The organism is Dyella sp. 01L423, from assembly GCF_056399945.1.
This window is the reverse complement of record NZ_JBFTSI010000002.1, coordinates 659,569-684,626: the sequence shown is the minus strand read 5'-3', so window position 1 is coordinate 684,626 and position 25,058 is coordinate 659,569. Positions and strand designations below refer to the sequence as shown.

Below are 25,058 nucleotides of genomic sequence, written 5' to 3'. Positions count from 1 at the left end.
TCCAATGAGTTCGCAATACGAATTTACGTTCGGTAATCGAACAAGCGATATCCGGGGGGAGAGGCTTGGCAAGCGAACACGACAGCGTCCTGCACAGCTGGTGCGTGCAGTCACAATGGCAGGCGCCGACCGTGGTCGGCGGCAGCGGCGCGCACCTGCTGCTGGCCGACGGCCGCCGCATTCTGGACATGAGCAGCCTGGCCGAGTGCAGCAACCTGGGCCATCAGCATCCCGCCGTCGTCGAGGCGATTCGCCGGCAGGCCGAGCAACTGTGCTTCGTCACGTCGGCCTGGGGTGCGCAGCCGCGCGCGGAACTAGCCGAGGCGATCCTGGAAAAAGCAGGCTTCGAAGGCGGGCGCGTGTTCTTCACCCTCGCCGGGGCGGACGCCAACGAGAACGCGGTGAAATTCGCGCGCCAGGCGAGCGGCAAACCGCAGGGCATCATCGTGACGCGTGACCGTTCCTATCACGGCGCCAGTTATGCCTGCATGGCATTGTCTGGCGACGCTCGCACTCGTGCCCAGGTGGATCCCGCGGCGTTCGGCGTCATGCATGTGCCGCCCCCGTATGCCTACCAAGGGTCGTGCGGCAGCTACGACGCGCAGACCTGCGGCGAGCGCGCGGTGGAAGCGGTGGCGGCGGAGATCGACTATCACGGCGCGGACCATGTCGCCGCGGTTTTGATGGAACCTGACGCCGGCACCAATGGCATCGTCGCTCCCGACAACTACTGGCCCGGCCTGCGCGAGGCGGCCAGCACGCGCCATGTTGCCCTGATCGCCGATGAAGTCATGAGCGGCTTTGGCCGTTGCGGCGAATGGTTCGCATGGCAGCGCTACGGCGATGCGGGCAAGCCGGACCTGATGACCCTGGCCAAGGGCCTGACTGGCGCGCACCTGCCACTGGGCGCCGTGGTGCTGTCGGCACAGATCGCCGCGCGTCTCGAACATCAGATGCTCTATACCGGGCTGACCTATTGCGGGCACCCGCTGTCGTGCGCGGCAGGCCTTGCGGCCTTGCGTGCCTACGAGCAGGAGAACCTGATTGAACGCTCGCGCACGCTGGGCCTGCGCATGTTCAACGAGTTGCAGGCCATGCAATCGCATCACGCCGTGATCGGCGATGTGCGTGGCGGCCACGGCCTGTTCGCGGTGATCGAACTGGTCGCCGACCGTGCGACCCGCCAACCGTTGTCGCCATGGCCAAAAACACCGGATGCACTGAATGCGCTGGTCGATGCGGCCATGAGCGAGGGCGTGTCGTTCGCCTGTCGCGGCAACCTGATCCTGCTGGCGCCGCCACTGGTGATCGCCGAACAGGATCTGGCTGATGCACTGGCCCTGCTCGATCGACTGCTGACACGCTTTTTTCCTTCAGCTCCTTAGAGGAAACACCCATGAGCTTCCGCCTCACTTACGCGACCATGTACAACCCGCCGGAAGCGATGCACGAGCGCTTCGAGGAAGCCATGAGACGCGTCGAGGCGAAGGCCGGTGCGCGCCATCCGCTGTATATCGACGGCGCCGACTGCGACGCCGCGCAGTACGTGGAGCGCCACGCGCCGTTCGATCGCACGATGCGACTGGGCTCCTTCGCCCTGGCCGATGCCTCCGATGCCCATGCCGCCATGACTGCGGCGCGCGCCGCGTACCCGGCGTGGCGCGCGACACCCGTGGCCGAACGCGCGCGGCTAGTCCGCCGCGTAGGCGAGATTATGGAAGAGCGCGTCTACGACATTGCCGCCGCCCTCACCCTCGAAGTGGGCAAGAACCGCATGGAGGCGCTGGGCGAAGCGCAGGAAACGGTCGATTTCTTCCGTCACTATGCCGACGATTTAGAAAGCCATGCCGGTTACACGAATGTGCTGCCCGACGATCCGATGGATGGCGTGGCATCCCACAATGCCAGCGTGATGCGGCCTTATGGCGTGTGGGTGGTGATCGCCCCGTTCAATTTTCCGCTCGCCTTGGCGGGCGGCCCAGCCGCGGCTGCGCTGGTGACCGGCAACACGGTGGTGCTCAAGGGCGCTACAGATACTCCGTGGGCCGGACGCCTGCTGGCCGATTGCATTCGCGATGCAGGACTGCCGCCAGGCGTCTTCAACTATCTCTCCGGTGCGGGACGCGAAGTGGGCGAAGCGCTCGTGCGCCATCCGCATACGGCAGGCATCACGTTCACCGGATCAGTGCCGGTGGGTCGACAGCTGATGCAGCAGATGACCAGCGGCGCTTATCCACGACCCTGCATCGCAGAGATGGGTGGCAAGAATCCATGCATCGTCACCGAGCACGCCGAGCTCGACCGCGCCGCTTCCGGCATCGTGCGCTCGGCTTTTGGCATGGGCGGCCAGAAGTGCTCTGCGTTGTCGAGGCTGTACGTTCACGAGCAGGTTGCCGACGCACTGATCGAACGCATCCAGGCGCAAATCGCCGCGATCCGCGTCGGCGATCCCCGCCGCCGCGAGCACTGGCTGGGACCGGTCGTCAACGCGGCAGCCTATGCCAACTACCGCCAGTATACCGACGCGCTGCGCAACAGCGGCGCGCGCCTGATCAGCGGGGGCGCGCAGCTGGGTGAAGGCCATGCGGCAGAGCCGGCGCTGGCCAACGGCTACTACGTCGAGCCCGTGCTGGCCGAGGCGCCGCTGTCGCACCCGCTATGGCAGCAGGAAATGTTCGTACCCATCCTGATGCTGCACCGTTACCAGGACCGCGAGGAAGCCATGCGCCTGGCCAATGACTCGCCCATGGGACTTACCGCGGGATTCTTCGGCAGCGAAGACGAGGTGCCGTGGTTCCACGATCACATCGAAGCGGGCGTGACCTATGCCAATCGTCCACAAGGCGCCACGACCGGCGCGTGGCCGGGCTACCAGCCCTTTGGTGGCTGGAAGGGCTCGGGCTCAACCGGCAAGGCGATCGCCTCGTTCTATTACCTCGCGCAATACCTGCGCGAACAATCGCGCACGGTGGTGGAGTAGGCCCATGCATCTCTCGCTAGCCGATGCAATCGAGAACTGCGTCGCCGACGGCGCCAGCATCGCGCTCGAAGGCTTCACTCATTTGATCCCGTTTGCGGCCGGCCACGAGATCATCCGCCAACGTCGGCGCGATCTGCACCTGATCCGCATGACGCCCGACCTTGTCTACGACCAGATGATCGGCATGGGCTGCGCGCGCAAACTCACTTTTTCCTGGGGAGGCAACCCCGGCGTCGGTTCGCTGCATCGCCTGCGTGACGCCGTGGAACACCAGTGGCCCAATGCGCTTGAGCTGGACGAACATAGTCACGCGGGCATGGCTACCGCGTTCTGCGCCGGCGCCTCGCGGCTACCGTTCGGCGTGCTGCGCGGCTACGTCGGCACCGACCTGCCCGCGCGCAACCAGAACATCCGCCACGTCACCTGCCCGTTTACCGGCGAGTCGCTGGCCGCCGTTCCCGCGATCAATCCCGACGTGACCATCCTGCACGCGCAGCGTGCGGATCGCGAAGGCAATGTTGCCATCGAAGGCATCGTCGGCGCCGCGCGCGAGGCCGCACTGGCTGCGCAAACGCTGATCGTCACGGTCGAGGAGATCGTCGAGGAACTGCCCCCGGCGATGAACGCGATCGTGCTGCCGCATTGGATCGTCAGCGCCGTGGTGCACTGCCCGGGCGGCGCGTATCCGTCGTATGCGCAAGGCCATTACACGCGCGACAACGCGTTCTATCAGCGCTGGGACGCGATTGCGCGTGAGCGCGACAGTTTCCGGTCCTGGATGAACGTCAACGTGATCGGCGCGCTTGACCACCGCACCTTCCTCGCCGGTTTGCAGCGGGCGGCATCATGAGTGACTGCACCCGCGACGAATGGATGACCATCGCCGCATCGCGCCTGTTGGCCAACCACGCCGTTTGTTTCGTTGGCATCGGGCTGCCCAGCGCAGCCTGCAATCTGGCCCGGCTGACGCACGCGCCCGGGATCGTGCTGATCTACGAGTCAGGCACCATCGGCACCCGGCCGGATGTGTTGCCCTTGTCGATCGGCGACGGCGAGCTGGCAGAGACGGCCGCCTGCGTGATCTCGCTGCCCGAAGTCTTCAGCTACTACCTGCAGGCGGGGCGCGTAGACGTGGGTTTTCTCGGCGCCGCGCAGATCGACCGCTTTGGCAACCTCAACAGCACCGTGATCGGCCCGTACGAGGAGCCAACCACGCGCCTGCCCGGAGCCGGCGGCGCCCCCGAAATCGCCCATCACGCGAAACAGGTGTTCGTGATGGCGAAGGCGTCTGCGCGCAGCTTCGTCGAGAAGCTCGACTTCCGCACCAGCGCCGGCTATCTCGATGGCCATGGCGCACGGGCACGTGCCGGGGCATCGGGCGGCGGACCGCGCGCGGTGATTACCGATGTCGGCATGCTCGCGCCGCATCCCGAATCCGAAGAACTGCAACTGGTGGCGCTGTACGCAGGCACCAGTGTCGAGGATGCACGCGCCGCGATCGGCTGGCCGCTGCGGATTGCCGACCACCTCGACACCATTGCAGCGCCCACTCCACACGAACTAAACACCCTGCGCGCACTCAACGCGCGCACTCTCGAGGCGCATGCGCGCCCTGTCCATATTCCGCTGCCCGCTGAAGGATTGCCGTGACCATGACCGTGCCCAATCCACTCCATATCAAGACGGCCCTGCCCGGCCCGAAGGCCGCCGCGATGATCGCCCGCGACGCCGAGGTGATCTCGCCTTCCTATCCGCGCGACTACCCGTTCGCCATGTCGCACGGCCGAGGCACTGAAGTGTGGGACGTCGACGGCAACCGCTTCCTCGATTTCGCCGCCGGCATCGCGGTATGCGCCACCGGCCATGCCCATCCGCGCGTCGTGGGTGCTGTGAAGGCGGCGGCGGATCAGTTCCTGCATATTTCCAGCGACTACTGGCATGCGCAGATGCTGGGCCTGGGCGAGCGCCTGGCGCGCGTGGCGCCGATGCAGACGCTGGGCGGCGAAGCGGCGATGAGCTTTCTCTGCCAGTCCGGCACCGAAGCGGTTGAAGGCGCGTTGAAACTGGCTCGCTACGTGACGCGGCGGCCGCGCTACATCGGTTTTCTAGGCGGCTTTCACGGCCGCACCATGGGCTCGCTCTCATTCACCTCGAGCAAGTACACGCAGCAGCTGGGCTTTGCGCCGACCATGCCGGGCGTGACCCATGTGCCGTATCCAAATCCCTATCGCCCCCTGTTCGCCGGCGCCGACCAGGGCAAGGCCGTGCTCGATTACATCCGCATGCTGTTCGAGCGCAGCGTGCCCGCCTCCGAAGTCGCGGCGTTCCTGGTCGAACCCATCCAGGGCGAAGGCGGTTATATCGTTCCGCCCGAAGGTTTTCTTGCCGGCTTGCGCGCGCTCTGCGACGAGCACGGCATCCTGCTGATCTTCGATGAAGTGCAGTCGGGCGTGGGTCGTACCGGCAAGATGTTCGCGTGCGAGCACACCGGCGTGGTGCCGGACATCATGACGCTGGCCAAGGGGCTGGGCTCGGGCTTGCCGATCGGTGCGGTGGTCGCGAAGAGATCGCTGATGTCGCAATGGAAGCGCGGCGCACACGGCAACACCTATGGCGGCAATCCGCTCGCCTGCGCGGCGGCCAATGCCACGCTCGATCTCGTTTCGGAGGGGCTTGCCGACAACGCCGCTGCGACCGGTGCGCATTTCATGGCACGGCTGCAGGAGCTGGCACGCGATTATCCCTGCATCGGCGAGTTGCGCGGCAAGGGCTTGATGATCGGCATGGAACTGGTGGAAGGCGATGCCGAGCGCACGCCAGCCCGCGCCCTGTGCGACGCCGTGGTCACCCGCGCGTTCCACAACGGCTTGCTGCTGCTTTCCTGTGGCACCAGCACGGTACGTTTCATGCCGCCGCTAAGCGTCAGCACTGGCGAGATCGACGAGGCCATGGTCTTGTTGCGCGCCAGTCTCGACCAGGCATTGGCAGGACACTGACGCGATGCGGCGCCGTCTGGCCCTCGCCTTGGCCCTGCTCGCCTGCGCCGGTGCGGCGCAGGCGGCGCGCGAGAGCGTGCTCAAGCAGATCGACCTGCCGCACGACTATTACTGGCGTGAGCTCTACCTGCCGCAGCTCACCACGGGACCCGACTTCGCCAGCTTCACGCCCGCAGGCGATGCGTTGATCTACAGCATGGGCGGCTCGTTGTGGCAGCAGCGTATCGACAGCGATACCGCCACGGAACTGACCCATCCGCCACGCGCCTACGACAATCAACCGGATGTTGCGCGCGACGGGCATAGCGTGGTGTTCACGCGCTATGACGGCAACGCCATCGAGCTGTGGCGGCGCGATCTGACGACGGGACGCGAGCAGGCGCTTACCTCAGGTGGCGCGGTGAATGTCGAGCCGCGTCTATCGCCTGACGGGCGACAGATCGCATGGGTATCGACGCAGGGCACGGGTCACTTCAACCTGTTCATTGCCGACATCGATGCAGCGGGCTTGCACCATGCGCGGCCTTTGCTCGGCGAGCGCAAGACAGCGCTGGACCGTTACTACTATTCGGCGTTCGATCACGCCATCAATCCCTCATGGTCGCCCGATGGCAAGACGATCTACTACGTCAGCAACCCGGAGATTGCCTGGGGCACGGGCGACCTGTGGTCGGTGCCGGTCGCCGATCCAGCCAAGCGCAGCAAAGTACTCAGCGAGGAAACCAGCTGGAACGCGCGCGCCGAACTCAACCCGGACGGCAAGCGCCTGCTCTACACCAGCTATCACGGCCGGCAGTGGCAACAGCTCTGGCTGACCACGCCGGAAGGCGCTTCGCCGCTGCCGCTGACCTTCGGCGACTTCGATCGCCGCAACGCCCGCTGGTCGTTCGACGGCAAGCGCATCGTCTACGTCGACAACCAGGCGGGCAACACCGCCCTTCGCGTCCTCACCGCACTTGGCGGCGCCACGGCCACGGTCACGCCCGCCCATCGCCAGTACAAGACGCCTCATGCTCGCCTGGTGCTCGACATCGTCGACGAGCACGGCGAACGCACGCCGGCACGCGTCGCCGTGCTCGGCCATGACAACCGCGCCTATGCGCCGGACGATGCCTGGATGCACGGCGAAGATGGCTTTGACCGAACCCTGCAATCCACGGAAACCCATTACTTTCACTGCGCACCGCCGTGCGCATTGGACGTGCCCGTCGGTGCCGTGAACATCTGGGTGCAGCACGGCTTTGCCTATGCGCCCTGGCGCAAGACGGTGAATGTCGCTGCCGGCCGCGACGTGGCAGTGCGCGCCACGCTCGTTCCGCAACCGTTGCCCGCAGCGTTCGGCCACTGGATCAGCGCGGATCTGCATATCCACATGAACTACGGTGGCCACTATCGCAATACGCCGGCCAATCTTGCGCGCCAGGCGCGTGCCGAAGATCTCGATATCGCCTACGACCTGGTGGTCAACAAAGAAGAACGCATTCCCGATATCGCTTCTTTCCGCACCGATGCCGACCCAGCCTCCTTGCCCGGCAGCCTTGTGTTGCATGGCCAGGAATTTCACACCAGCTTCTGGGGCCATCTGGGTTTGCTCAACCTTGGCGATCATTTCATCACGCCGGATTTTTCCGCCTATCGGCATACGGCGATGGCGAGTCCGTATCCCCACAACGGCGTGATTGCCGACCTCGCGCACGCGCAGGGAGGCCTGGTCGGTTACGTGCATCCGTTCGACACCCTGCCCGATCCCTCGCATGACGCCGTGCTCAGTAACGAGCTGCCGGCCGATGTGATCAACGGCAAGGTGGATTACATCGAAGTGATTGGCTTCTCCGACCACAAGGCTACCGCCCAGGTCTGGTATCGATTGCTCAACCTTGGCTTCCACCTGCCTACCGGCTCAGGCACCGACGCGATGGCCAACTACGCCTCGCTGCGCGGACCGGTCGGCCTCAACCGCGTGTTCCTCGATACCGCCGGCAAACGCGATGCGGCCTCCGCCATGGCCGCGTTGAAGGCCGGCCACGGCTTCGCCAGCAACGGACCGATGCTTGGCCTGCTGCTCGACGATGCCAAGCCCGGCGATTCGGTTGCCCCAGGCAAGCATCACTACCGCGTGGCCCTGCGCTCACCCGTAACAGTGCAGCACCTGGAACTCGTGCATAACGGCAAGGTGGTCAAGACCTTTGCGCTTGGCGGCGACCGCCAAGCGTTCGATGGCGAAGGCGACATCGACCTCGACGGTGGCTGGCTGCTGCTGCGCGCCTGGAATGACGGCGGCGACCCGCAGGTGCTGGATATCTATCCCTACGCCACCACCAATCCGGTCTGGCTGGGCGAGCATGTGCGTGCGCCGAGCGCTCGCACCGATGCCGCCTGGTTCGCCGACTGGCTGACGCGCACCATCGAAGCGGCGTCTGCACGCGACGACTACAACACCGCCGAGGAGAAGCGCTTGACGCTCGACTACCTCAATCAGGCGCGCGAGGCCTACCGGGCCCTCGCCAGCGACGCGATTTCCACTGAATCGACACGAGGCACCCGATGAAGCGAATTCTGTGCCCGTCCCTGCTGCTAGTGGCGCTGTGCTGCAACGCCGGCGCGGCCCAGGCCGACGGGACACGCTTCAACGCCGCCGACATCAACCGCGTGGCCGATATCGGCGAACCGGTGCTGTCGCCTGACGGAAACGCCATCGTCTACACCGTGAGCACGGCCAACCTGCAGCGCGACGAGCCGCAGTCGGACCTGTGGCGCGTGCACTACGACGGCAGCGGCCGTGTGCAGCTCACGCATACGCCGGACAGCAGCGAAAGCCATCCGCAGTGGTCCGCCGATGGCAAATTCATCGCCTTTCTTGCCGACCGCAAACTCGATGGCGAAGCCAGCGACGACGACACCAAGACCCAGGTCTGGCTGATGCCCGCCGATGGTGGCGAAGCGCATCGCATCACCGACCTGCCGAATGGCGTGGAGGATTTCGTGCTCTCCCCGGACGGCAAGCAGATTGCTGCGGTCGCCTTCGATCCCGAATATCCACCGGGCACCAAGAAACCGAAGCATCCACTGCCCGTCGTCACCAACCGCTTCCAGTTCAAGGATGATGACACCGGCTGGCTGGGCAACCGGCACAAGCACCTGTACATCGTGAACATCGCCAGCGGCGCCGCCACCCAGATCACCTCGGGCAAGCACGACGAACAGCTGCCGGCCTGGTCTCCCGACGGCAAGCTGATCGCCTATGTCACCAAACGTGGCGCCGACCCGGATCGCCACCTCAACTACGACATCTACGTGATCGCTCCGCAGGCCGGCGCCAAGGAACGGCAGCTCACCACGTTCCCCGGTTCCGACCTCGATCCGTATTGGGGAACGCGCCCGGCATGGAGTCCCGACAGCACACGCATCGCCTATCTGCAAAGCGGCGAAGACAAGTGGATTTACTACGCGCCGTGGCAGCTGGCGATCATTGACGTCGCCACCGGCAAGGCCACGCTGCCGGCGCCGATCGACCGCTGCTTCACCAAGCCGCGTTGGTCGCCCGACGGGCGCAGCGTCTACGTCTTGATCGAGCAGGCCGAGGTCACTCACCTGTCGCGCGTGGAGATGCCCAGCGGCAAGATCACCGAACTGACCCACGGTGACCGTTTCGATACCGATCTGGACGTGTCGCCCAATGGACGCCTGATCGTGCTCGGCGGCGACGACACGCATCCGCCCCGCCTTTCGGCAGTCGAACCGAACCAGTTGCGCCTACTGGACGATCAAAACACGTGGCTGGATGGCAAGCCTCTGGCGACCACCGAGACGCTGCACCTGCAAAGCGCCGACGGCACCGCGCTGGATGCGCTGCTGACCAAGCCGGTGGGCTATGTGCCCGGTCGTCGCTACCCGACCATCGTGCGCGTGCATGGCGGTCCGGTGTACCAGTTCAGCCATGAGTTCATGCCCGACTGGCAGGTCTATGCGGCGCAGGGTTACGCGGTGCTCGCCGTGAATCCGCGCGGCAGCTCAGGCCGGGGTTTCGATTTTGCCAAGGCCATCTATGCCGACTGGGGCAACAAGGATTCCCAGGACGTACTGGCCGGTGTCGATCGCGTGGTGGCACTAGGCGTCGCCGATCCCGCTCGCCTTGGCATTGGCGGCTGGAGTTATGGCGCGATCCTCACCGACGAAATCATCGCCCGCGATACGCGCTTCAAGGCCGCCATTGCGGGTGCAGGCTCCGGCAACATGTATGGCATGTATGGCGACGACGAGTACGCACGCGAGTACGAACTCGAACTCGGCACGCCCTGGGCCAATCGCGACGCCTACGACCGCGCCAGCTATCCATTCCTGCACGCCGACCGGGTCAAGACGCCGACGATGTTCCAGTGCGGCGAGCGCGACTTCAACGTGCCCTGCATCGGCGCCGAACAGATGTACCAAGCGCTGCGCTCACTCGGCATTCCCACCGAACTGGTGATGTATCCGGGCCAGCATCATGGACTGACCGTGCCGAGTTATCTGCGCGACCGGATGGAACGCAACCTGGCCTGGTACGACCGCTATCTGAAAACCGGCGGTGCGAATCCGTGAGCAGGTTCGACTCAATGCGGTGGTTCGTAACGCCCGAAGCGCTTGAGCAGCGCGATCAGCTCGGCATGCGAGATGGCCTTGGCGTAATGCCCGCCATCGCCCTGCATGTCGCGCGCGGCGATCATCGCATTGACGATGCTTTCCTCGGCCGCTTGCGCCGTGGCCTCGAACAAGGGGTCCACATGGTCGTTGCCGATGAAGCTCGCCTGCTGCAGCGGTGTGTCGTGCAGCGCCTGGGCATTGGCGGTGGAGAACGCCACGAAGATGTCGCCCGAGCCATTGCCGGCATAACTGCCCATGCGTGCCAGCCCCATGCCGGCGCGCTTGGCGATGCGCTTGAGCTGCTGCGGCAACAGCGGGGCATCGGTAGCCACCACGATGATGATCGAGCCGGTGTCGGCGGCAGCTGGGTTGGATGCGCTGCGCACGCGATCGTCGCGAAGATACTTGCCCACCGGCACGCCCGCGACGCGCAGGCTGTCGCGCAGGCCGTAATTGGCCTGCACCAGCACGCCGATGGTGTAGTCGCGCTCGCCGATATGCACGCGTCGCGAAGCGGTACCGATGCCGCACTTGAATTCATGGCAGATCATGCCGGTGCCACCGCCGACATTGCCCTCCGCTACCGGGCCGCTCCTCGCATCGCGCAGCGCCTGCGCGGCGTGCTCGGGGCGGACGTGGAAACCGTTGATGTCGTTGAGGTCGCCATCCCAGGTTTCGGCCACCACCGGCAGCGACCACCAGTAGCCCGAGGCATCCGCGCCACCCGCACGCACGCGCTCGGCAATCACCGCATCGCGCACCACGCCCACGCTATGCGTATTGGTCAGCATCACCGGACCTTCCAGTTCGCCCGACTCCTCCAGCCACGTCGTGCCAGTCATCTCGCCGTTGCCATTGAGCGCGAACGACGCGCCGAAGGTGGGAATGCCAAAGCTGTCGCGCCCACGGGGAAGAATCGCCGTGACGCCGGTACGCACCTTGTGCCCGTTTGGAAGGTCTTCGATCAAGGTGACCTGGCCCACGGTCACGCCCGCCACGTCGGTGATCGCATTGAGCGCACCGGGCGTGCCATCGAAGGGAATACCAAGATCCCTGGCGCGAGGTTCGGCCGCCGAGGTGACGCCGCACAGGACACACAGAGCAAACGCGAGACGACAACGGGGCATGGAGACTCCAGAGTTCGATCGTTTGTAGCCCCAGTCTATCCCGGGAAACCCGCGACGCATGCACGCTGACACGAAGATCACCGACCTCAGGCTCACCCGCGCACTCGACCCGAAGTATTACTTCGGCGAACCCATGCTAGCGATGGAACAACGTGCGGTATTCGCACGCAGCTGGCAGCTGGTGGCGCACCAGGAACAGCTCGCTGCGCCGGGCGACCACGTGGTGGAACACATCGGCGGCGTCCCTGTTCTGCTTGTGCGCGGCCAGGACCATGTGTTGCGCGCGTTCCCCAACGTCTGCCGCCACCGCGCCGGACCGCTGGCCCTGTGCAACGGCAAGGGCGCTCGCTCTCTGCACTGTAAATACCACGGCTGGACCTACACACTCGAAGGCCAGCTACGCAGCGCACCAGAGATGCAGGACGCCTGCGATTTCAAGGTAGAAGACATCCGCTTGCCGCCCTTGCGTGTGCACGAGTGGCAGGGACTGGTGTTCGTGGCACTGGGCGAGCGCGTACCTGCGCTCGATGAGGTCTACGCCGGCATCGCCGAACGCATCGCGCCCATCGATCTCTCTGCCATGCGCTATCTGCGTCGCGACAGCTACGACATCGACTGCAACTGGAAGGTCTACATCGACAACTTCCTGGAGGGCTACCACCTGCCCCACGTGCATCCGGGCCTGTCGAGGGTGCTGGACTACCGAGCCTACGACACAGAGCTGTTCCCGTGGCACTCGCTGCAATCCTCGCCGTTGCGCAACAGCGCCGATATCTACGGCGACGGCCAGGCGTTCTATTACTTCATCTATCCCAACGTGATGTTGAACATCATGCCGGGCCGCCTGCAGACCAACCGCATCCTTCCGCTGGGTCCGGGCCGCTGCCGCGTGGAGTTCGACTATTACTACGCGCAGGACGACGCGGCGCAGAAGCGCATCGATGCCGACCAGTCCTTCAGCGACGAAGTGCAGCAGGAAGACATCGATATCTGCGAGGCCGTGCAGAAAGGCCTCGCCTCCGGTTACTACGAACCTGGTCGCCTGTGCCCCAAGCGCGAAGGCGGCGTCTGGCATTTCCACAACCTGTTGCGCACGGCCTATGCCCAAGGCGCTGGAGAACCTGCATGACGATGAAGTTGTCCGGCCTGTTGTGCGCCATCGCGATGACCTTCACCCTGGCCGTTGCCGATGCAGAAGGCGCGCAGCGTACCGTCGTGCACGCCGGCCACCTGCTCGACGTGGACAGCGGCAAGCTGCTGAGCGATCAGGCGGTCACCATCGTCGACGGTCGCGTGTTGTCGGTGCAGCCGTGGTCGACCAACAGCGGCAACGGCGCCAAGGTGTTGAACTGGACCGCCTATACGGTCGTGCCCGGCCTGATGGACATGCACACGCATCTGGCCGACGAGATGGAAACCGCCGACTACGGCGCCGCACTCAAGAGCAACCCGGCCCGCGATGCCTTCATCGGCGCCAAGAATGCGCACGACACGCTGCGCGCTGGCTTCACCACGGTGCGCGACGTCGGCGTGTTCCGCGGCTTTGCCGATATCGCGCTGCGCGACGCCATCAACGCCGGCTATGTGCCTGGTCCGCGCATGTTCGTCGCCGGTGCGTATATCACCGTCCCCGGCGGCGGCGGCGAGATCACCGGGCTGCCGCCGGGTACGGTGGTGCCGCCGGAATTCCGGGTCGGCGTCTCAAAGGGAGTGGAAGACGTACGCAAACATGTCGACTTCCTGCTCGACCATGGCGTCGACCACATCAAGGTGATCGCCACCGGCGCCGTGCTGGCGGACAACACCGAACCCGGTGTATCGGAATACACCGAAGAGGAGATCCACGTCGCCGTGGTGGAAGCCGCCAAGCGCGGCAAGTTCGTGGCCGCGCACGCTCATGGCGCCGAAGGCATCAAGCGGGCGACCCGCGCCGGCGTACGTTCCATTGAGCACGGTTCGCTGATCGACGACGAGGGCATCGCGCTGATGGTGCAGCACGGCACCTGGCTGGTGGCGGACATCTACAACGGCGACTACATCGACAGCGTGGGCCGCCACGAGGGCTGGTCCGAGCAGACCCTGCGCAAGAACATCGAAACCACCGATGCCCAACGCGAGGGTTTCCGCAAAGCAGTAAAAGCGGGCGTGCATATCGCTTTTGGCACGGACGCTGGCGTTTATCCGCACGGTGACAACGCCCGCCAATTCGCGTACATGGTGAAGTATGGAATGACACCGCTGCAGGCGATCCGCTCGGCCACCATCGATGCGGCGCGGCTGATGGGCAAGGAGAAGGAACTTGGCTCGATTGCGCCTGGCAAGGCAGCCGACCTAGTCGCCGTGGCCTGTGATCCGCTGCAGGATGTGGAGTGCCTGCGCAAGGTGCAAGGCGTGATCAAGGCTGGTGAGACGGTTTCCATTGACTAACCCGACGAGTGCAGATGACGTGAGCGAAGGCAAAAAGATCGGCTTCTGGACTTGCACCGCCCTGGTGGTCGGCAACGTGATCGGCATGGGCATCTTCATCCTGCCCTCGTCGCTCGCCCCTTACGGTTTCAATGCGTTGATCGGCTGGCTGGTGACCCTGGTCGGTTGCCTGATCCTGGCTCGCGTGTTCGCCCATCTCTCCAAAGCGTTGCCCGGAGCCGACGGACCGTACGAGTACATCCGCTGCACGCTCGGCGACCTGCCGGCCTACATGGCGCTGTGGGCGTACTGGGTCTCGCTGTGGTTGACCAATGCGGCGCTTGCGACGGGTGTGGTCGGTTACATCACGGTGGTGATGCCGCAACTGGCGATGATCCAGCCGGCGCTGTTCGCGCTGTGCCTGTTGTGGCTGTTCGTGATCGTCAACCTGTTCGGCGTGCGCTCGGGCGGCGCCGTGCAGATCGTGACCTCGGTACTGAAGCTGTTGCCCATGGTCGCCATCGCGCTGCTCGGCGGATGGGTCTTGCTCACCTCGCCTGCAAGCTATGTGGCCCACCCGCCGACCACACCGATCACGTTCAGCGGCATCCTGGCGGCCTCGACCATCGCCTTGTACGCAATGCTCGGCATCGAGTCGGCCAGCGTGCCCGCCGGACGCGTCAACAACCCGGGGCGCACGATTCCGCGCGCCACCATGGTAGGCGCGATCCTTGTCGCGGCCGTCTACATCGTGGTCTCGGCGGTACCGCTGCTGTTGATCGAGCAGAAGGAGCTGGCCAATGCCGATGCGCCGTTCGCCTTGCTGATGGATCGCTTCGCGGCGGCCGGCTCCGGTCGATGGCTGGCGTTGTTCGTGGTGGTGAGCGGGCTCGGCGCGCTCAACGGCTGGACGTTGTTGATGGGCGAACTCACCCGGACCATGGCCAACAACGGCTCGCTGCCGGCCGTGTTCGCGCGGCAGAATCGCCGTGGCGCACCCGCCATCGCGTTGATCGTCACCGGTCTGCTCGCATCGGTGATGACCTGGATGAGCTACAGCCAGTCGCTGGTAGCGGCATTCACCTTCCTCACCCGCGTGGTCACCGCGGCGAACCTTCCGCTTTATCTCAGCTGCTCGCTATCGCTGGCCGTGCTGTGGCGTCGCAACGCTACCTTCGGCATGGGTCGCAAGGTGTTGCTGGTCGCCATGGGGGGTGCCGTCTACGCGGTGTTCGCCTTTGTGGGCAGCGGTCGCGAGCCGTTCCTGCTTGCGATGGGCCTGATCGCCGCCGGCCTGCCCCTTTACGCCATCATGCGGCTTCGGCGCAAATCGCCGCATAGCGCACCCGCACCGGCCAAGGGTTGAGTTCGATGAGAGATCCGCGTTACGACATCCTGTTTACGCCGGTGAAGATCGGCCCGGTCACCGCAAAGAACCGCTTCTTCCAGGTACCGCACTGCAACGGCATGGGTCACGCGATGCCGCTGGCTCACGCCGCAATGCGCGAGATCAAGGCCGAGGGCGGCTGGGCGGTGGTGTCCACCGAGGAATGCGAGATCCATCCCAGCAGCGACCTCACGCCTTATGTGGAAGCACGCCTGTGGGACGATCGCGACATCCCCGCGCTCGCGCTGATGTGCGACAAGGTGCACGCGCACGGTGCGCTCGCCGCGCTTGAGCTTTCGCACAACGGTCCGACTGCCTCCAATCTGTATTCGCGCGAAGTACTGCTCGGCCCCTCCCATCAGGTGTCGAAGTATGGCTATCCATCGCAAGCCCGCGCGATGACCTTGCACGACATCCGCGAGTACCGCCGCTGGCATCGCGAAGCCGCGTTGCGCGGCAAGCGCGCGGGCATGGACATCATCTATGTCTACGCCGCGCACGATCTGTCGCTGCCCATGCATTTCCTGCAGCGCCGCCGCAACCAGCGCAGCGACGAGTACGGCGGCTCGCTGGAAAACCGCGTACGCCTGCTGCGCGAAGTGCTGCAGGACACGCGCGACGCCGTGGGCGACACCTGCGCCGTGGCTTTGCGTTTCGCCACCGAGGAATTGCTCGGACCCGGCGGCGTCGAACTGGCCGAAGCGCAAGACATCGTCGGCATGCTGGCCGAATTGCCCGACCTGTGGGACGTCAATCTGGCTGCCTGGTACAACGACTCGGTGCCTTCGCGCTTCGCCACCGAAGGCGCGCAGGAACCGTTCATCGATTTCGTCAAGAAAACCACCACCAAGCCGGTGGTCGGTGTGGGCAGGTTCACCTCGCCCGACACGATGGTGTCGCAGATCCGGCGCGGCGTGATCGACCTGATCGGCGCGGCGCGTCCTTCCATCGCCGACCCTTATCTTCCCAAGAAAATCGAAGAGGGCCGCGTCGACGATATCCGCGAATGCATCGGCTGCAATATCTGCGTCTCCGGCGACATGACCATCTCACCGATTCGCTGCACGCAGAATCCGAGCATGGGCGAGGAATGGCGCAAGGGCTGGCATCCCGAACGCATTCGCCCCGCTCCCCAACCGACCCGCGTGCTGGTGGTCGGCGGCGGACCGGCGGGCCTGGAGGCGGCGCGCGCACTTGGCCAGCGCGGCCACGATGTGAGCCTGGCCGAATCGCGCAAGGAACTGGGCGGTCGCGTCACCCGCGAAGCACGCTTGCCCGGCCTGGCCGAGTGGGCTCGCGTGCGCGACTGGCGCGTGGGCCAGATCGGCAAGCTCAACAACGTAAGCGTCTATCTCGACTCACCGCTCACCGCGCAGGACGTCATCGATTTCGGCGCCGAACACGTGGTGCTCGCCACCGGTTGTCAGTGGCGACGCGATGGCTTTGGCCGCAGCAATGGACTGGGCATTCCCGGCTTGGCGGACCACGCGAAGGTGTTCACGCTCGACGATCTGATGGATGGCCGTCTTCCTGAAGGCCGCGTCGCAGTGTTCGACGACGACGGCTTTTACTACGCCAGCGTGGCCGCCGAACTGCTGCGTGCTCGCGGTTGCGAGGTCGCCTATGTGACGCCGGAAGACAGCATCGCCCCATGGAGCGTCAACACGCTCGATTACCGCCATATCCGCAAACGCATGGCCAAGCTCGGCATCGAGGCCATCGTGTCGCACAACATCGCAGGTTTCGATGGTTCGACGCTGACGCTGGAAAACACCTGGGACGAGCAGCAGACGGAACGCCCTTGCGATGCCGTGGTCACCATCACCTCGCGCCTGCCCGACGACGCTCTATACCAGCAACTGCTGCAACGCCAGGGTCACTGGGGCGGCGCAGGCATTCGCTCCGTACGCTGCATCGGCGACGCCGAGGCGCCCGGCCTGATCGCGCATGCGATCTACGCCGGGCACCGCTATGCACGTGAACTGCAGGAACCGGAGACCGGCGAGGTGGCGTTCAAGCGGCACTTCCACACTGCCGATCCGGATGACTTGCGACGCGAGACGCTGGCTTGAGGTCACGATCCTTGTGCGGGTGACAAGCCCAGTTCGGCAGCAATGACATCGGTGTACTTCAAGCCTGCACCGGTGTTGAAGATGACCACGCGATCGGACTCCTTCAGGTCTCCCGATGCGATCAGCTGCGCGTAGGCGGCAGTGGCGGCGGCCCCTTCGGGCGATAACAAGATCCCCTCGTTCGCAGCCCAATCGCGCAACGATGCAAAGGTTTCCGCATCGGAGACGGCGACCGCCTTGCCGCCCGACGCCCGCAAAATGTCGAGGATGATGTAGTCGCCATATGCCTTCGGCACGCGCAGGCCCGAAGCCGCAGTCTTGGGGTCTTTCCACATCTGACTGACGGCGGCACCTTCGTCAAAGGCCCGCACCACCGGCGCGCATCCCGACGATTGAATGGCGAACATGCGCGGCCGCTTGCCCGGCTTCACCCAACCCAACTGCTCGAGCTCTTCGAACGCCTTCCACATGCCGATCAGGCCGACGCCGCCGCCGGTGGGATAGAACACCGCATCGGGATATTCCCAACCAAGCTGCTCGACCAGTTCATAGCCCATGGTCTTCTTGCCTTCCACGCGGAACGGCTCCTTGAGCGTGGAAATATCGAACCAGCCCTCGTCCGCCTTGCGCTCGCCAACGATGCGCGCACAGTCGGAGATCACCCCGTCGACCAGGGTCACCTTGGCGCCATAGGCGGTCGCTTCCACCAGGTTGGCGAGCGGTACATCGCGCGGCATGAAGATATGCGCTTCGATGTCCGACGCGGCGGCATACGCCGCCAGTGCGCCGGCCGCATTGCCGGCCGAAGGAATGGCCAGCTTGCGCAAGCCGTAATGACGCGCCATGGTCACTGCCAACGCCAGCCCGCGCGCCTTGAACGAGCCGGTGGGATTGGCGCCCTCCTCCTTCAGGAAAAGTGCGTCGTGACGCTTGCTGCGAAGCATCGGCGTCCAGCCTTCGCCCAGCGTCACCGGCGCGACGTCGGGCAGCACGGCGCGATAACGCCACATGCCCCGCCATGGCGTCGTCGCATCGCCACCATTCACCACGTCTGCCGGAGGGGTGCCGACCAGAGGCGTGAGATCGTATCTCACGTAGAGCGCACCCGCAGGCTGCTCGGGACATTGCGTGCACAGCGTCTGCGGCACATCGGCGGGCAGACGCGCATGGCAGCGGGAGCATTCGAGATAGGCAATGGCAGGCATAAGACCTCGCTAAAGATGGACGATGTGCACAGGAGCGGTATGGAGGAGAGTATTCACGGGCGATCGCCGTCGGCGGGCGCATCAAGCTGCCCTTCCCACGACGCCACCGCGGCGGCGGCCACCGAATTGCCGACGATGTTGGTAGCCGAGCGCCCCATGTCCAGCACGTGATCGACCGCCAGCACCAGCGCAACGCCGGCATCCGGCAGATGGAAATAGTGCAGCGTGACGGCAATTACTGCGATGGCGGCGCGCGGCACGCCCGCCAGTCCCTTGGTGGTGAGCATCAGCAGCCCAAACAACGTGATCTGCTGCCCCACGCTCAGCTCGACGCCGTAGGCCTGCGCGATAAACAAAATGGCGAACGTGCAGTACATCATCGCGCCATCAAGATTGAACGAGTATCCCAACGGCAGCACAAAGCTGGCGATGCGCCGAGGTATGCCAAACGCCACCAACTGCTCCAGCAGGCGCGGATACGCTGCCTCCGACGATGACGTGGCAAACGCCAGCAACACCGTCTGCCGGATGCCAGCCAGCAGCCGCAGGCTGCGCGACCCGATGATCAGGCTCAACGCGGCCAATAGCAGCACCCACAGGATGAGCAGCGACAGATAGAAACCTGCCACAAAGCGCGCGTACGTCCCCATGATGGCGATGCCGTGCAGGCAGATCGAACTGGCCAGCGCAGCGAAGATGGCCAGCGGCGCGACCTTCATTACATAGTCCGTGATCTTGAACATCACGGCGGCCAATGAATCGACCAACTCCACAAAGCCCAGCGCCCTGTCCTTCAGCGATGCCGCCGCCAAACCGATCAAGAGCGAAAACACCACGATCTGCAGAATCTCGTTGTCCGCCATCGCTTCGACGAAGGAACGAGGAATCAAGTGGTTGATGAAGTCCGCCAGCGAAAAGCTCGTGGCCGCGCCCGCACTGCCGCTGGCCGCCGGCAGTTGCGCAAAAGCGGGCATGGCATGCAGCACCGCGCCCGGTTGTAGCCAATGGGCCATCAGCAGGCCCACGGTGAGCGACACACAGGAGGCCACGAAGAACCAGGCCAGCGTCTTGATGCCGATACGCCGGATCTCCGCGGCACCACCCATGCGTGCGACCGCCGATACCAGCGAGGCAAACACCAGGGGCGCGACGATCATCTTGATCAGGCGCAAAAACACGTCCGTGATGACGGAAAGGTCGGCGGCGATGGCGGCCGCTCGGTCCGTCGCCAACGTGCGATTGCAGATCCAGCCCACGAGCACGCCGAGCAGTGTGGCCGCCACGAGGGACAGCGTGAATCCGTGCCGTCCTCGTGCCCGGGAGCCACCTTGCTTATCGCCGGCCAATGCTGCCCATCCTCACGTCGCGCAACATCCGCTCAGGCCGCGCTGCGGACTTCACGTGGCGCTGCCAGGGCAAGCAGCAGCAACACGATGGCCAGTACCACATAGGCGCCGGTGAACTGCCAGACCAGCTGGCGTGACGCCTCGCCGAGTGTCCAAGGCACATAGATCCCGCCAGTCAGCTCCACCGAGTGAATGATGCCAAACAGACTCAACGCCGCGCCGGATAACAGGATGCCCGCCGCACGCCGCGTCCTACCATCGATCAAGGCCACCAGGAAACTCGCCCAGATCATCGAGGTGATGATGAAGCCGTTGCCCAGCACGGTGATCACCGCCAGTTCGGAAATGCCGTGGCTATGCTCGGCGAACAGCGCACTGTAATGGTCGCTCGACACATAGCTGGGATCGCTCAACTTGATCGTGACCATGCGCGCGATCGCCGGAAAGAAACTGAACACCACGGCGGCTGCATAACGAACCGGCGTCGCCTCGAAAGCCTGCACGGTGATGCCGATCGCAACAAAGACCAGGATCGGCGCCAGCACCGACAAAGGAAGCAGCTCGACCAGGTTGGAGAGGTAACCGAACACGCCGCCCAGGCCAATCACCAAGCCCGTCAGCAGCGTATAGCCGCTACGCGCACCCATCGCCTTGTACGACGGCTGGCCGATATACGGCGTGGTCTGCGCGACGCCGCCGCAGAAACCTGCCACCAAGGTTGCCAAGGCCTCCACCAGCAGAATGTCGCGCGTGCGGTAATCGTCGCCGGCTACGCGTGCGCTCTCCGTGACATTGATGCCGCCCACCACCATCAACAATCCAAACGGGAGGATCAGCGGCAGGTACGGCGTCGCGGCCGCCAAGCCGTTCATCCACTGCAAGGTCGGCAGCGGCAGGGCAAACCGCCATTGCCAGGCCACCGGCGCGTGATAGCCGTTGCCGAGCCAGCCCAAGGGACCGAGGCCGTAGTACAAGAGCGCCGCCACCGCGAAGGCCACCAGCACGCCGGGCAGCCCCAGCGGCATGCGCGCGCGCGCCACCAGCGCGTACAGCACCACACCCAAGCCGGCAAAACCCACCACCGGCACCTTGAGTATTTCGATCAACGGAAGAAAGCCCATCAGCACCAGTGCGATGCCTGCGATCGAGCCCAGCAGGCCGGCGCGCGGCACATGCCGCTGCACCATGCCGCCAAAGAACGACAGCACGAACTTCAACACACCCATGATCACCAGCGAGGCCATGCCCAGCTGCCAGGTGGCGATCGCGGCAGCGTGCTCGTCCAGGCCTGCCTGCTTGAAATTCAGAAACGCTGGACCGAGCACCAGCAGCGCCATGCCAATACTGGTGGGCGCATCCAGGCCAAGCGGCATGGCGGTGACGTCATCGCGCCCCTCGCGCCTGGCCAGTCGGCGCGCCATCGCTGTATAGGCCAGATTGCCCAGCAGCACGCCAAACGTCGTGCCGGGGAACATGCGCAAAAACACGATATCTGCCGGGAAGCCGAAGATGCCGATCAAGGCGGTGGCAAGAAAGGCCATGATCGACAGGTTGTCGACCACCAGGCCAAGAAAACCATTGACGTCGCCGGGCGAAAGCCAACGCTGTGAACGAATGCTGCTCATCTCAGAACGACACCTCGGCAGGCTGCGTCACGCGCAGCACGGACTGATCACCCGTGCGCTGCTTCCACGCAGCACGTATGGCGTCCACCTTAGCTCGATTCTCCACGGTATCGGGATAGTCGATCACCAGCATCTTGGAACGCAGGCGCTCCGGTGCTGCCTGCCCCTTGCCCTGCCACTGGCCGTAGACGTCAACCACGCTCAAGCCATCGGGGAATCGCGGCGTGACCTCGGCGTCGAGAAATTCCCGCCAGCGCTGCTCGCTGACGCCATTGGCAGCATCGCCCGCGAGGCCGAGCCCGAAATACAGCTTGGTATCCACCCAGCCTTGCGTTTGCGCAGGATGAGCTGAATCGCCATGCAAGGTGGCGGCCGCGGGCGCCACTGAGGCCACGCAACCGCAAAGCAGCCCGGCAGCGAGCAACGCCCATGCAAAACGCAAATGAATCATGGCTATTTCCTCATGCCAATTTGGACATCTATACGGATAGATCGTCGGTCGTGCCGACCTTCGCGCAGTATTGACAACATGACTTGCGCAATGCAACAAATAACCACCGGCCGCCTTGCGCGGTCGAGCCCACTGCCTGTTGTACCTGGGGATCAGGTTTGTCGAACATGATCGATTGCATGCTTGAGAGCCCGCACGCGCCGCATGGCCACGCCATGCGGCGATGTTGTCTGGCGTAGCCGCTCATCAGCGCCCTCCCCGGCGCTTGCTTTCCATCCATCCATTTTGTCCAGCGCCGCCCGCCGGGGCTCGCGCGATGGACAGCTGCACCCATAAGGAATTGCCATGTCGTTACGACCCGCCGCACTGCCGCGCGTCCGCTTGCTCACCGCCCTCATGGCGACGTCGCTTGCCGCACCCCTGGCGCATGCCCAATCGCAGCCCGGCGATGAACAACCCAAGACCCTGGGCCAGGTCGTGGTGACGGGCGTGCGAGCAAGCAACCGCACCTCGCTCGATTCGCCGGTGCCGGTGGATGTATTGAGCGAGCAGGACCTGCGAAACGCTGGCGCGGTCAATGGCGAACTGGGCGCGGCGCTTGCCGTGCTGTTGCCCTCGTTCAATTTTCCGCGCCAATCCAACTCGGGTGGTTCGGACCACGTGCGCGCAGCCCAGCTACGCGGGCTATCGCCGGACGAAGTGCTCGTGCTGGTCAACGGCAAGCGCTTTCATACTTCGGCGCTGGTCAACACGGATACCAAGATCGGCAACGGCACCACGCCGGTCGACTTCAATGCCATCCCCATCAGCGCGATCAAGCGCGTCGAGGTGCTGCGCGATGGCGCCGGTGCGCAATACGGTTCCGATGCGATCGCCGGCGTCATCAACATCATCCTCAAGGATGCGCCCAGCGGGGGCGAAGTCACGGCCGACTACGGCGCCTACCACACCCATTTCCGACCGACAGATCGCGAGATCACCGACGGCCAGGGCGGTTATGCCGCAGCGGATTTCGGTACGACGCTGGCCGGCAACGGGTTCCTCCACGCAGGCGTGGAGACCAGCCATCATGCGGGCACCAATCGGGCCGGCTACGACACCGTGCCGGACTTCATTGCCGATCCCACCTCGGCGAATCTCGCCCTCCGCGGGCAGCGCAACTACGCGGCCGGCGATCCGCCCAACGAGAGCTACAACGGCTGGTTCAACGGCGAACTGCCCTTGAACGAACACGCCAGCCTGTATGCGTTCGGCACGTTTACCCAGCGTCACACGATCGGCGACAACTATTTTCGCTACCCCGATAGCGATGCGAACGTAGCTTCGATCTATCCGGATGGCTATTTGCCGCAGTCCATCGGCCACAACCGCGATGCCCAAACCGCCGGCGGCATACGCGGCACGCTGGGCGAATGGAACTACGACGGCAGTCTCAACTGGGGCAGGAACGCGTTCGACTACGACCTGCGCGATTCGCTCAATGCCTCGCTCGGTGCAGCGAGCCCCACTTACTTCCATATCGGCAGCTACGCGTTCAACCAGAGCACGGCCAATCTGGATGCCAATCGCCAGTATGACGTGGCCGGCAGGCCGGTGACCTTGGCCGTGGGCGGCGAGTATCGCTATGAGACCTTCCACACTGGTGCGGGAGATCCGGCGTCTTATGAGGTCGGCCCGATCGATGCACCTGCCGGAGCACAGGCCGGCGGCGGCTTGCAGCCGCAGGACGCCGCGGATCTTTCGCGACGGGTGCAAGCTGCCTATGCCGAAGTTTCCAGCGACATCACCGACACCTTCTTCGCCGACGCAGCGGGCCGCTACGAGCACTACAGCGACTTTGGCGGAAACTGGAGCGGCAAGCTCAGCGCGCGCTGGGAGTTTGCGCCTGGCTTTGCCTTGCGCGGCGCGGCATCCAACAATCTACGCGCGCCCTCGCTGAGCCAGATCGGCTACGAAGCCACCACCACCGGTTATGGCGCGGACGGCAAGCTGGTAACGGGCCGCATCCTGTCGGTCAACAATCCACTGGCACGCGACCTTGGCGCGCAACCGCTGAAGCCGGAGAAATCGCGCAATGTCAGCATTGGCATTACCGGCCAGCTCGGCAGCGCCTTCGACTTCTCGCTCGACGCCTATCAGATCGCCATCGACCACCGCGTGACGCTGTCCGAGACGATCGACAACGACGGACTGGAGCAATACATCCAACAGAATTTCGGCGTAGCCGGCGTGCAGAGCGTGCAGTTCTTCACCAACGCCGTGAATACCATCACGCGTGGCGCGGAATTGGTGGGAAACTATCGCACCGAGATTGCCAGCGGCAACCTGCTGCTGACCCTGGCCTATAGCCACAACAACACCCAGATCCGCAGTGTCGAAGCCACTCCGGCCGCGCTTATCGCCGCGGGCGCCGACAATGTGCTGTTTGGCGTCGAAGCGCGCAATACCTTGACGGATGCCGCACCACGCCAGCGCGGCAGCTTTACCGCAAAATGGGACAACAAGCAGTGGGGCCTGCTGGGGCGCGTCACCCGCCAGGGCGCCACCACGCGCGTGTTCGATTTTGGGGACGGTTACATCCCCACCCAGACCTATGCACCGCGCTTCCAGTTGGATCTGGAGGTCGAGTACCGGGCCACCGATCACCTCAGCCTTGCGCTCGGCGGCGACAATGTCACCAATCAGTACCCCACCCGCTCCAATAGCGACATCAACTACGGCGGCAATTTTCCGTACGACGTGATCTCGCCGATCGGCAGCAACGGCGCCTACTGGTATGGGCGAGTGCGTTACACGTTCTAGGCATGAGGGTATTGGGGCGGCTCCAACGGCATGGAGGC

Annotated in this window: 17 protein-coding genes; 12 read left to right on the top strand and 5 right to left on the bottom strand. The window is 64.6% G+C overall.

Going from position 1 to position 25,058, the window contains the following annotated elements; translation table 11 throughout:
* Positions 1-65: 65 nt before the first annotated feature.
* From AC1DMY_RS09790 to AC1DMY_RS09760, 7 genes are read left to right on the top strand one after another with little or no spacing between them, the layout of a single operon-like run.
* Positions 66-1,385, top strand: a complete 1,320-nt coding sequence (locus AC1DMY_RS09790) for an aminotransferase family protein (RefSeq protein WP_477164753.1) — start codon at positions 66-68, stop codon at positions 1,383-1,385.
* Between the two features lie 11 nt (positions 1,386-1,396).
* Positions 1,397-2,980, top strand: a complete 1,584-nt coding sequence (locus AC1DMY_RS09785) for an aldehyde dehydrogenase family protein (protein WP_477164752.1) — start codon at positions 1,397-1,399, stop codon at positions 2,978-2,980.
* 4 nt (positions 2,981-2,984) lie between these two features.
* Positions 2,985-3,830, top strand: a complete 846-nt coding sequence (locus tag AC1DMY_RS09780; protein ID WP_477164751.1) for a CoA transferase subunit A — start codon at positions 2,985-2,987, stop codon at positions 3,828-3,830.
* Positions 3,827-4,630: a CoA-transferase subunit beta gene (locus tag AC1DMY_RS09775; RefSeq protein ID WP_477164750.1), complete on the top strand. Its 804-nt coding sequence runs from the start codon at positions 3,827-3,829 to the stop codon at positions 4,628-4,630. The genes AC1DMY_RS09780 and AC1DMY_RS09775 overlap by 4 nt, the downstream gene beginning before the upstream one ends.
* Before the next feature lie 2 nt (positions 4,631-4,632).
* Positions 4,633-5,976 (top strand): acetyl ornithine aminotransferase family protein, encoded by a 1,344-nt coding sequence (locus AC1DMY_RS09770; protein ID WP_477164749.1) that lies wholly within the window; start codon positions 4,633-4,635, stop codon positions 5,974-5,976.
* A 4-nt stretch (positions 5,977-5,980) separates the two neighbouring features.
* Positions 5,981-8,524 carry a CehA/McbA family metallohydrolase gene (locus AC1DMY_RS09765; RefSeq protein WP_477164748.1) on the top strand — a complete coding sequence of 848 codons (2,544 nt, stop codon included), beginning with the start codon at positions 5,981-5,983 and terminating at the stop codon, positions 8,522-8,524.
* Positions 8,521-10,557 (top strand): S9 family peptidase, encoded by a 2,037-nt coding sequence (locus AC1DMY_RS09760; RefSeq protein ID WP_477164747.1) that lies wholly within the window; start codon positions 8,521-8,523, stop codon positions 10,555-10,557. Before AC1DMY_RS09765 ends, AC1DMY_RS09760 begins: the two co-directional genes overlap by 4 nt.
* Positions 10,558-10,568: 11 nt before the next feature.
* Here the strand turns inward: AC1DMY_RS09760 and AC1DMY_RS09755 are convergent, their stop codons facing one another.
* Positions 10,569-11,726, bottom strand: coding sequence for a DmpA family aminopeptidase (locus AC1DMY_RS09755; protein WP_477164746.1), 1,158 nt, complete (start codon positions 11,724-11,726; stop codon positions 10,569-10,571).
* Between the two features lie 58 nt (positions 11,727-11,784).
* On the opposite strand from AC1DMY_RS09755, the gene AC1DMY_RS09750 reads away from it, so the two are divergent.
* The 4 genes from AC1DMY_RS09750 to AC1DMY_RS09735 are packed head-to-tail and all read left to right on the top strand — an operon-like array spanning position 11,785 to position 17,591.
* The gene (locus AC1DMY_RS09750; protein WP_477164745.1) at positions 11,785-12,855 is read left to right on the top strand and encodes an aromatic ring-hydroxylating oxygenase subunit alpha; all 1,071 of its coding nucleotides are present in this window, start codon (positions 11,785-11,787) and stop codon (positions 12,853-12,855) included.
* Complete coding sequence (locus tag AC1DMY_RS09745) at positions 12,852-14,153, top strand: Xaa-Pro dipeptidase (RefSeq protein WP_477164744.1); 1,302 nt, start codon at positions 12,852-12,854, stop codon at positions 14,151-14,153. Before AC1DMY_RS09750 ends, AC1DMY_RS09745 begins: the two co-directional genes overlap by 4 nt.
* A 19-nt stretch (positions 14,154-14,172) precedes the next feature.
* Positions 14,173-15,498 carry an amino acid permease gene (locus AC1DMY_RS09740; RefSeq protein ID WP_477164743.1) on the top strand — a complete coding sequence of 442 codons (1,326 nt, stop codon included), beginning with the start codon at positions 14,173-14,175 and terminating at the stop codon, positions 15,496-15,498.
* Between the two features lie 5 nt (positions 15,499-15,503).
* A complete protein-coding gene (locus AC1DMY_RS09735) occupies positions 15,504-17,591 on the top strand; it encodes an oxidoreductase (protein ID WP_477164742.1) in 2,088 nt (695 codons plus the stop codon).
* A gap of 2 nt (positions 17,592-17,593) precedes the next feature.
* On the opposite strand, the gene AC1DMY_RS09730 is transcribed toward AC1DMY_RS09735, so the two are convergent.
* From AC1DMY_RS09730 to AC1DMY_RS09715, 4 genes are all read right to left on the bottom strand, one after another.
* The gene (locus tag AC1DMY_RS09730) at positions 17,594-18,796 is read right to left on the bottom strand and encodes a threonine synthase (RefSeq protein ID WP_477164741.1); all 1,203 of its coding nucleotides are present in this window, start codon (positions 18,794-18,796) and stop codon (positions 17,594-17,596) included.
* A 53-nt stretch (positions 18,797-18,849) separates the two neighbouring features.
* On the bottom strand, positions 18,850-20,079 hold the full coding sequence (locus AC1DMY_RS09725; RefSeq protein ID WP_477164740.1) for a dicarboxylate/amino acid:cation symporter: 1,230 nt from the start codon (positions 20,077-20,079) through the stop codon (positions 18,850-18,852).
* Positions 20,080-20,174: 95 nt separating this feature from the next.
* Entirely contained in the window at positions 20,175-21,767 is a 1,593-nt protein-coding gene (locus tag AC1DMY_RS09720) for a SulP family inorganic anion transporter (RefSeq protein WP_477164739.1), read from the bottom strand.
* A gap of 1 nt (position 21,768) precedes the next feature.
* A complete protein-coding gene (locus AC1DMY_RS09715) occupies positions 21,769-22,218 on the bottom strand; it encodes a DUF3574 domain-containing protein (protein ID WP_477164738.1) in 450 nt (149 codons plus the stop codon).
* 345 nt (positions 22,219-22,563) lie between these two features.
* Between AC1DMY_RS09715 and AC1DMY_RS09710 the strand changes: the two genes are divergently transcribed.
* Positions 22,564-25,020, top strand: a complete 2,457-nt coding sequence (locus tag AC1DMY_RS09710) for a TonB-dependent receptor plug domain-containing protein (RefSeq protein ID WP_477164737.1) — start codon at positions 22,564-22,566, stop codon at positions 25,018-25,020.
* Positions 25,021-25,058: the final 38 nt, after the last annotated feature.

Excerpts from the sequence above, each read along its gene's own strand:
- AC1DMY_RS09785 (WP_477164752.1), top strand. The coding sequence starts at position 1,397 with ATGAGCTTCCGCCTCACTTACGCGACCATGTACAACCCGCCGGAAGCG.
- AC1DMY_RS09780 (WP_477164751.1), top strand. The coding sequence starts at position 2,985 with ATGCATCTCTCGCTAGCCGATGCAATCGAGAACTGCGTCGCCGACGGC.
- AC1DMY_RS09775 (WP_477164750.1), top strand. The coding sequence starts at position 3,827 with ATGAGTGACTGCACCCGCGACGAATGGATGACCATCGCCGCATCGCGC.
- AC1DMY_RS09770 (WP_477164749.1), top strand. The coding sequence starts at position 4,633 with ATGACCGTGCCCAATCCACTCCATATCAAGACGGCCCTGCCCGGCCCG.
- AC1DMY_RS09765 (WP_477164748.1), top strand. The coding sequence starts at position 5,981 with ATGCGGCGCCGTCTGGCCCTCGCCTTGGCCCTGCTCGCCTGCGCCGGT.
- AC1DMY_RS09760 (WP_477164747.1), top strand. The coding sequence starts at position 8,521 with ATGAAGCGAATTCTGTGCCCGTCCCTGCTGCTAGTGGCGCTGTGCTGC.
- AC1DMY_RS09755 (WP_477164746.1), bottom strand. The coding sequence starts at position 11,726 with ATGCCCCGTTGTCGTCTCGCGTTTGCTCTGTGTGTCCTGTGCGGCGTC.
- AC1DMY_RS09750 (WP_477164745.1), top strand. The coding sequence starts at position 11,785 with ATGCACGCTGACACGAAGATCACCGACCTCAGGCTCACCCGCGCACTC.
- AC1DMY_RS09745 (WP_477164744.1), top strand. The coding sequence starts at position 12,852 with ATGACGATGAAGTTGTCCGGCCTGTTGTGCGCCATCGCGATGACCTTC.
- AC1DMY_RS09735 (WP_477164742.1), top strand. The coding sequence starts at position 15,504 with ATGAGAGATCCGCGTTACGACATCCTGTTTACGCCGGTGAAGATCGGC.
- AC1DMY_RS09730 (WP_477164741.1), bottom strand. The coding sequence starts at position 18,796 with ATGCCTGCCATTGCCTATCTCGAATGCTCCCGCTGCCATGCGCGTCTG.
- AC1DMY_RS09720 (WP_477164739.1), bottom strand. The coding sequence starts at position 21,767 with ATGAGCAGCATTCGTTCACAGCGTTGGCTTTCGCCCGGCGACGTCAAT.
- AC1DMY_RS09715 (WP_477164738.1), bottom strand. The coding sequence starts at position 22,218 with ATGATTCATTTGCGTTTTGCATGGGCGTTGCTCGCTGCCGGGCTGCTT.
- AC1DMY_RS09710 (WP_477164737.1), top strand. The coding sequence starts at position 22,564 with ATGTCGTTACGACCCGCCGCACTGCCGCGCGTCCGCTTGCTCACCGCC.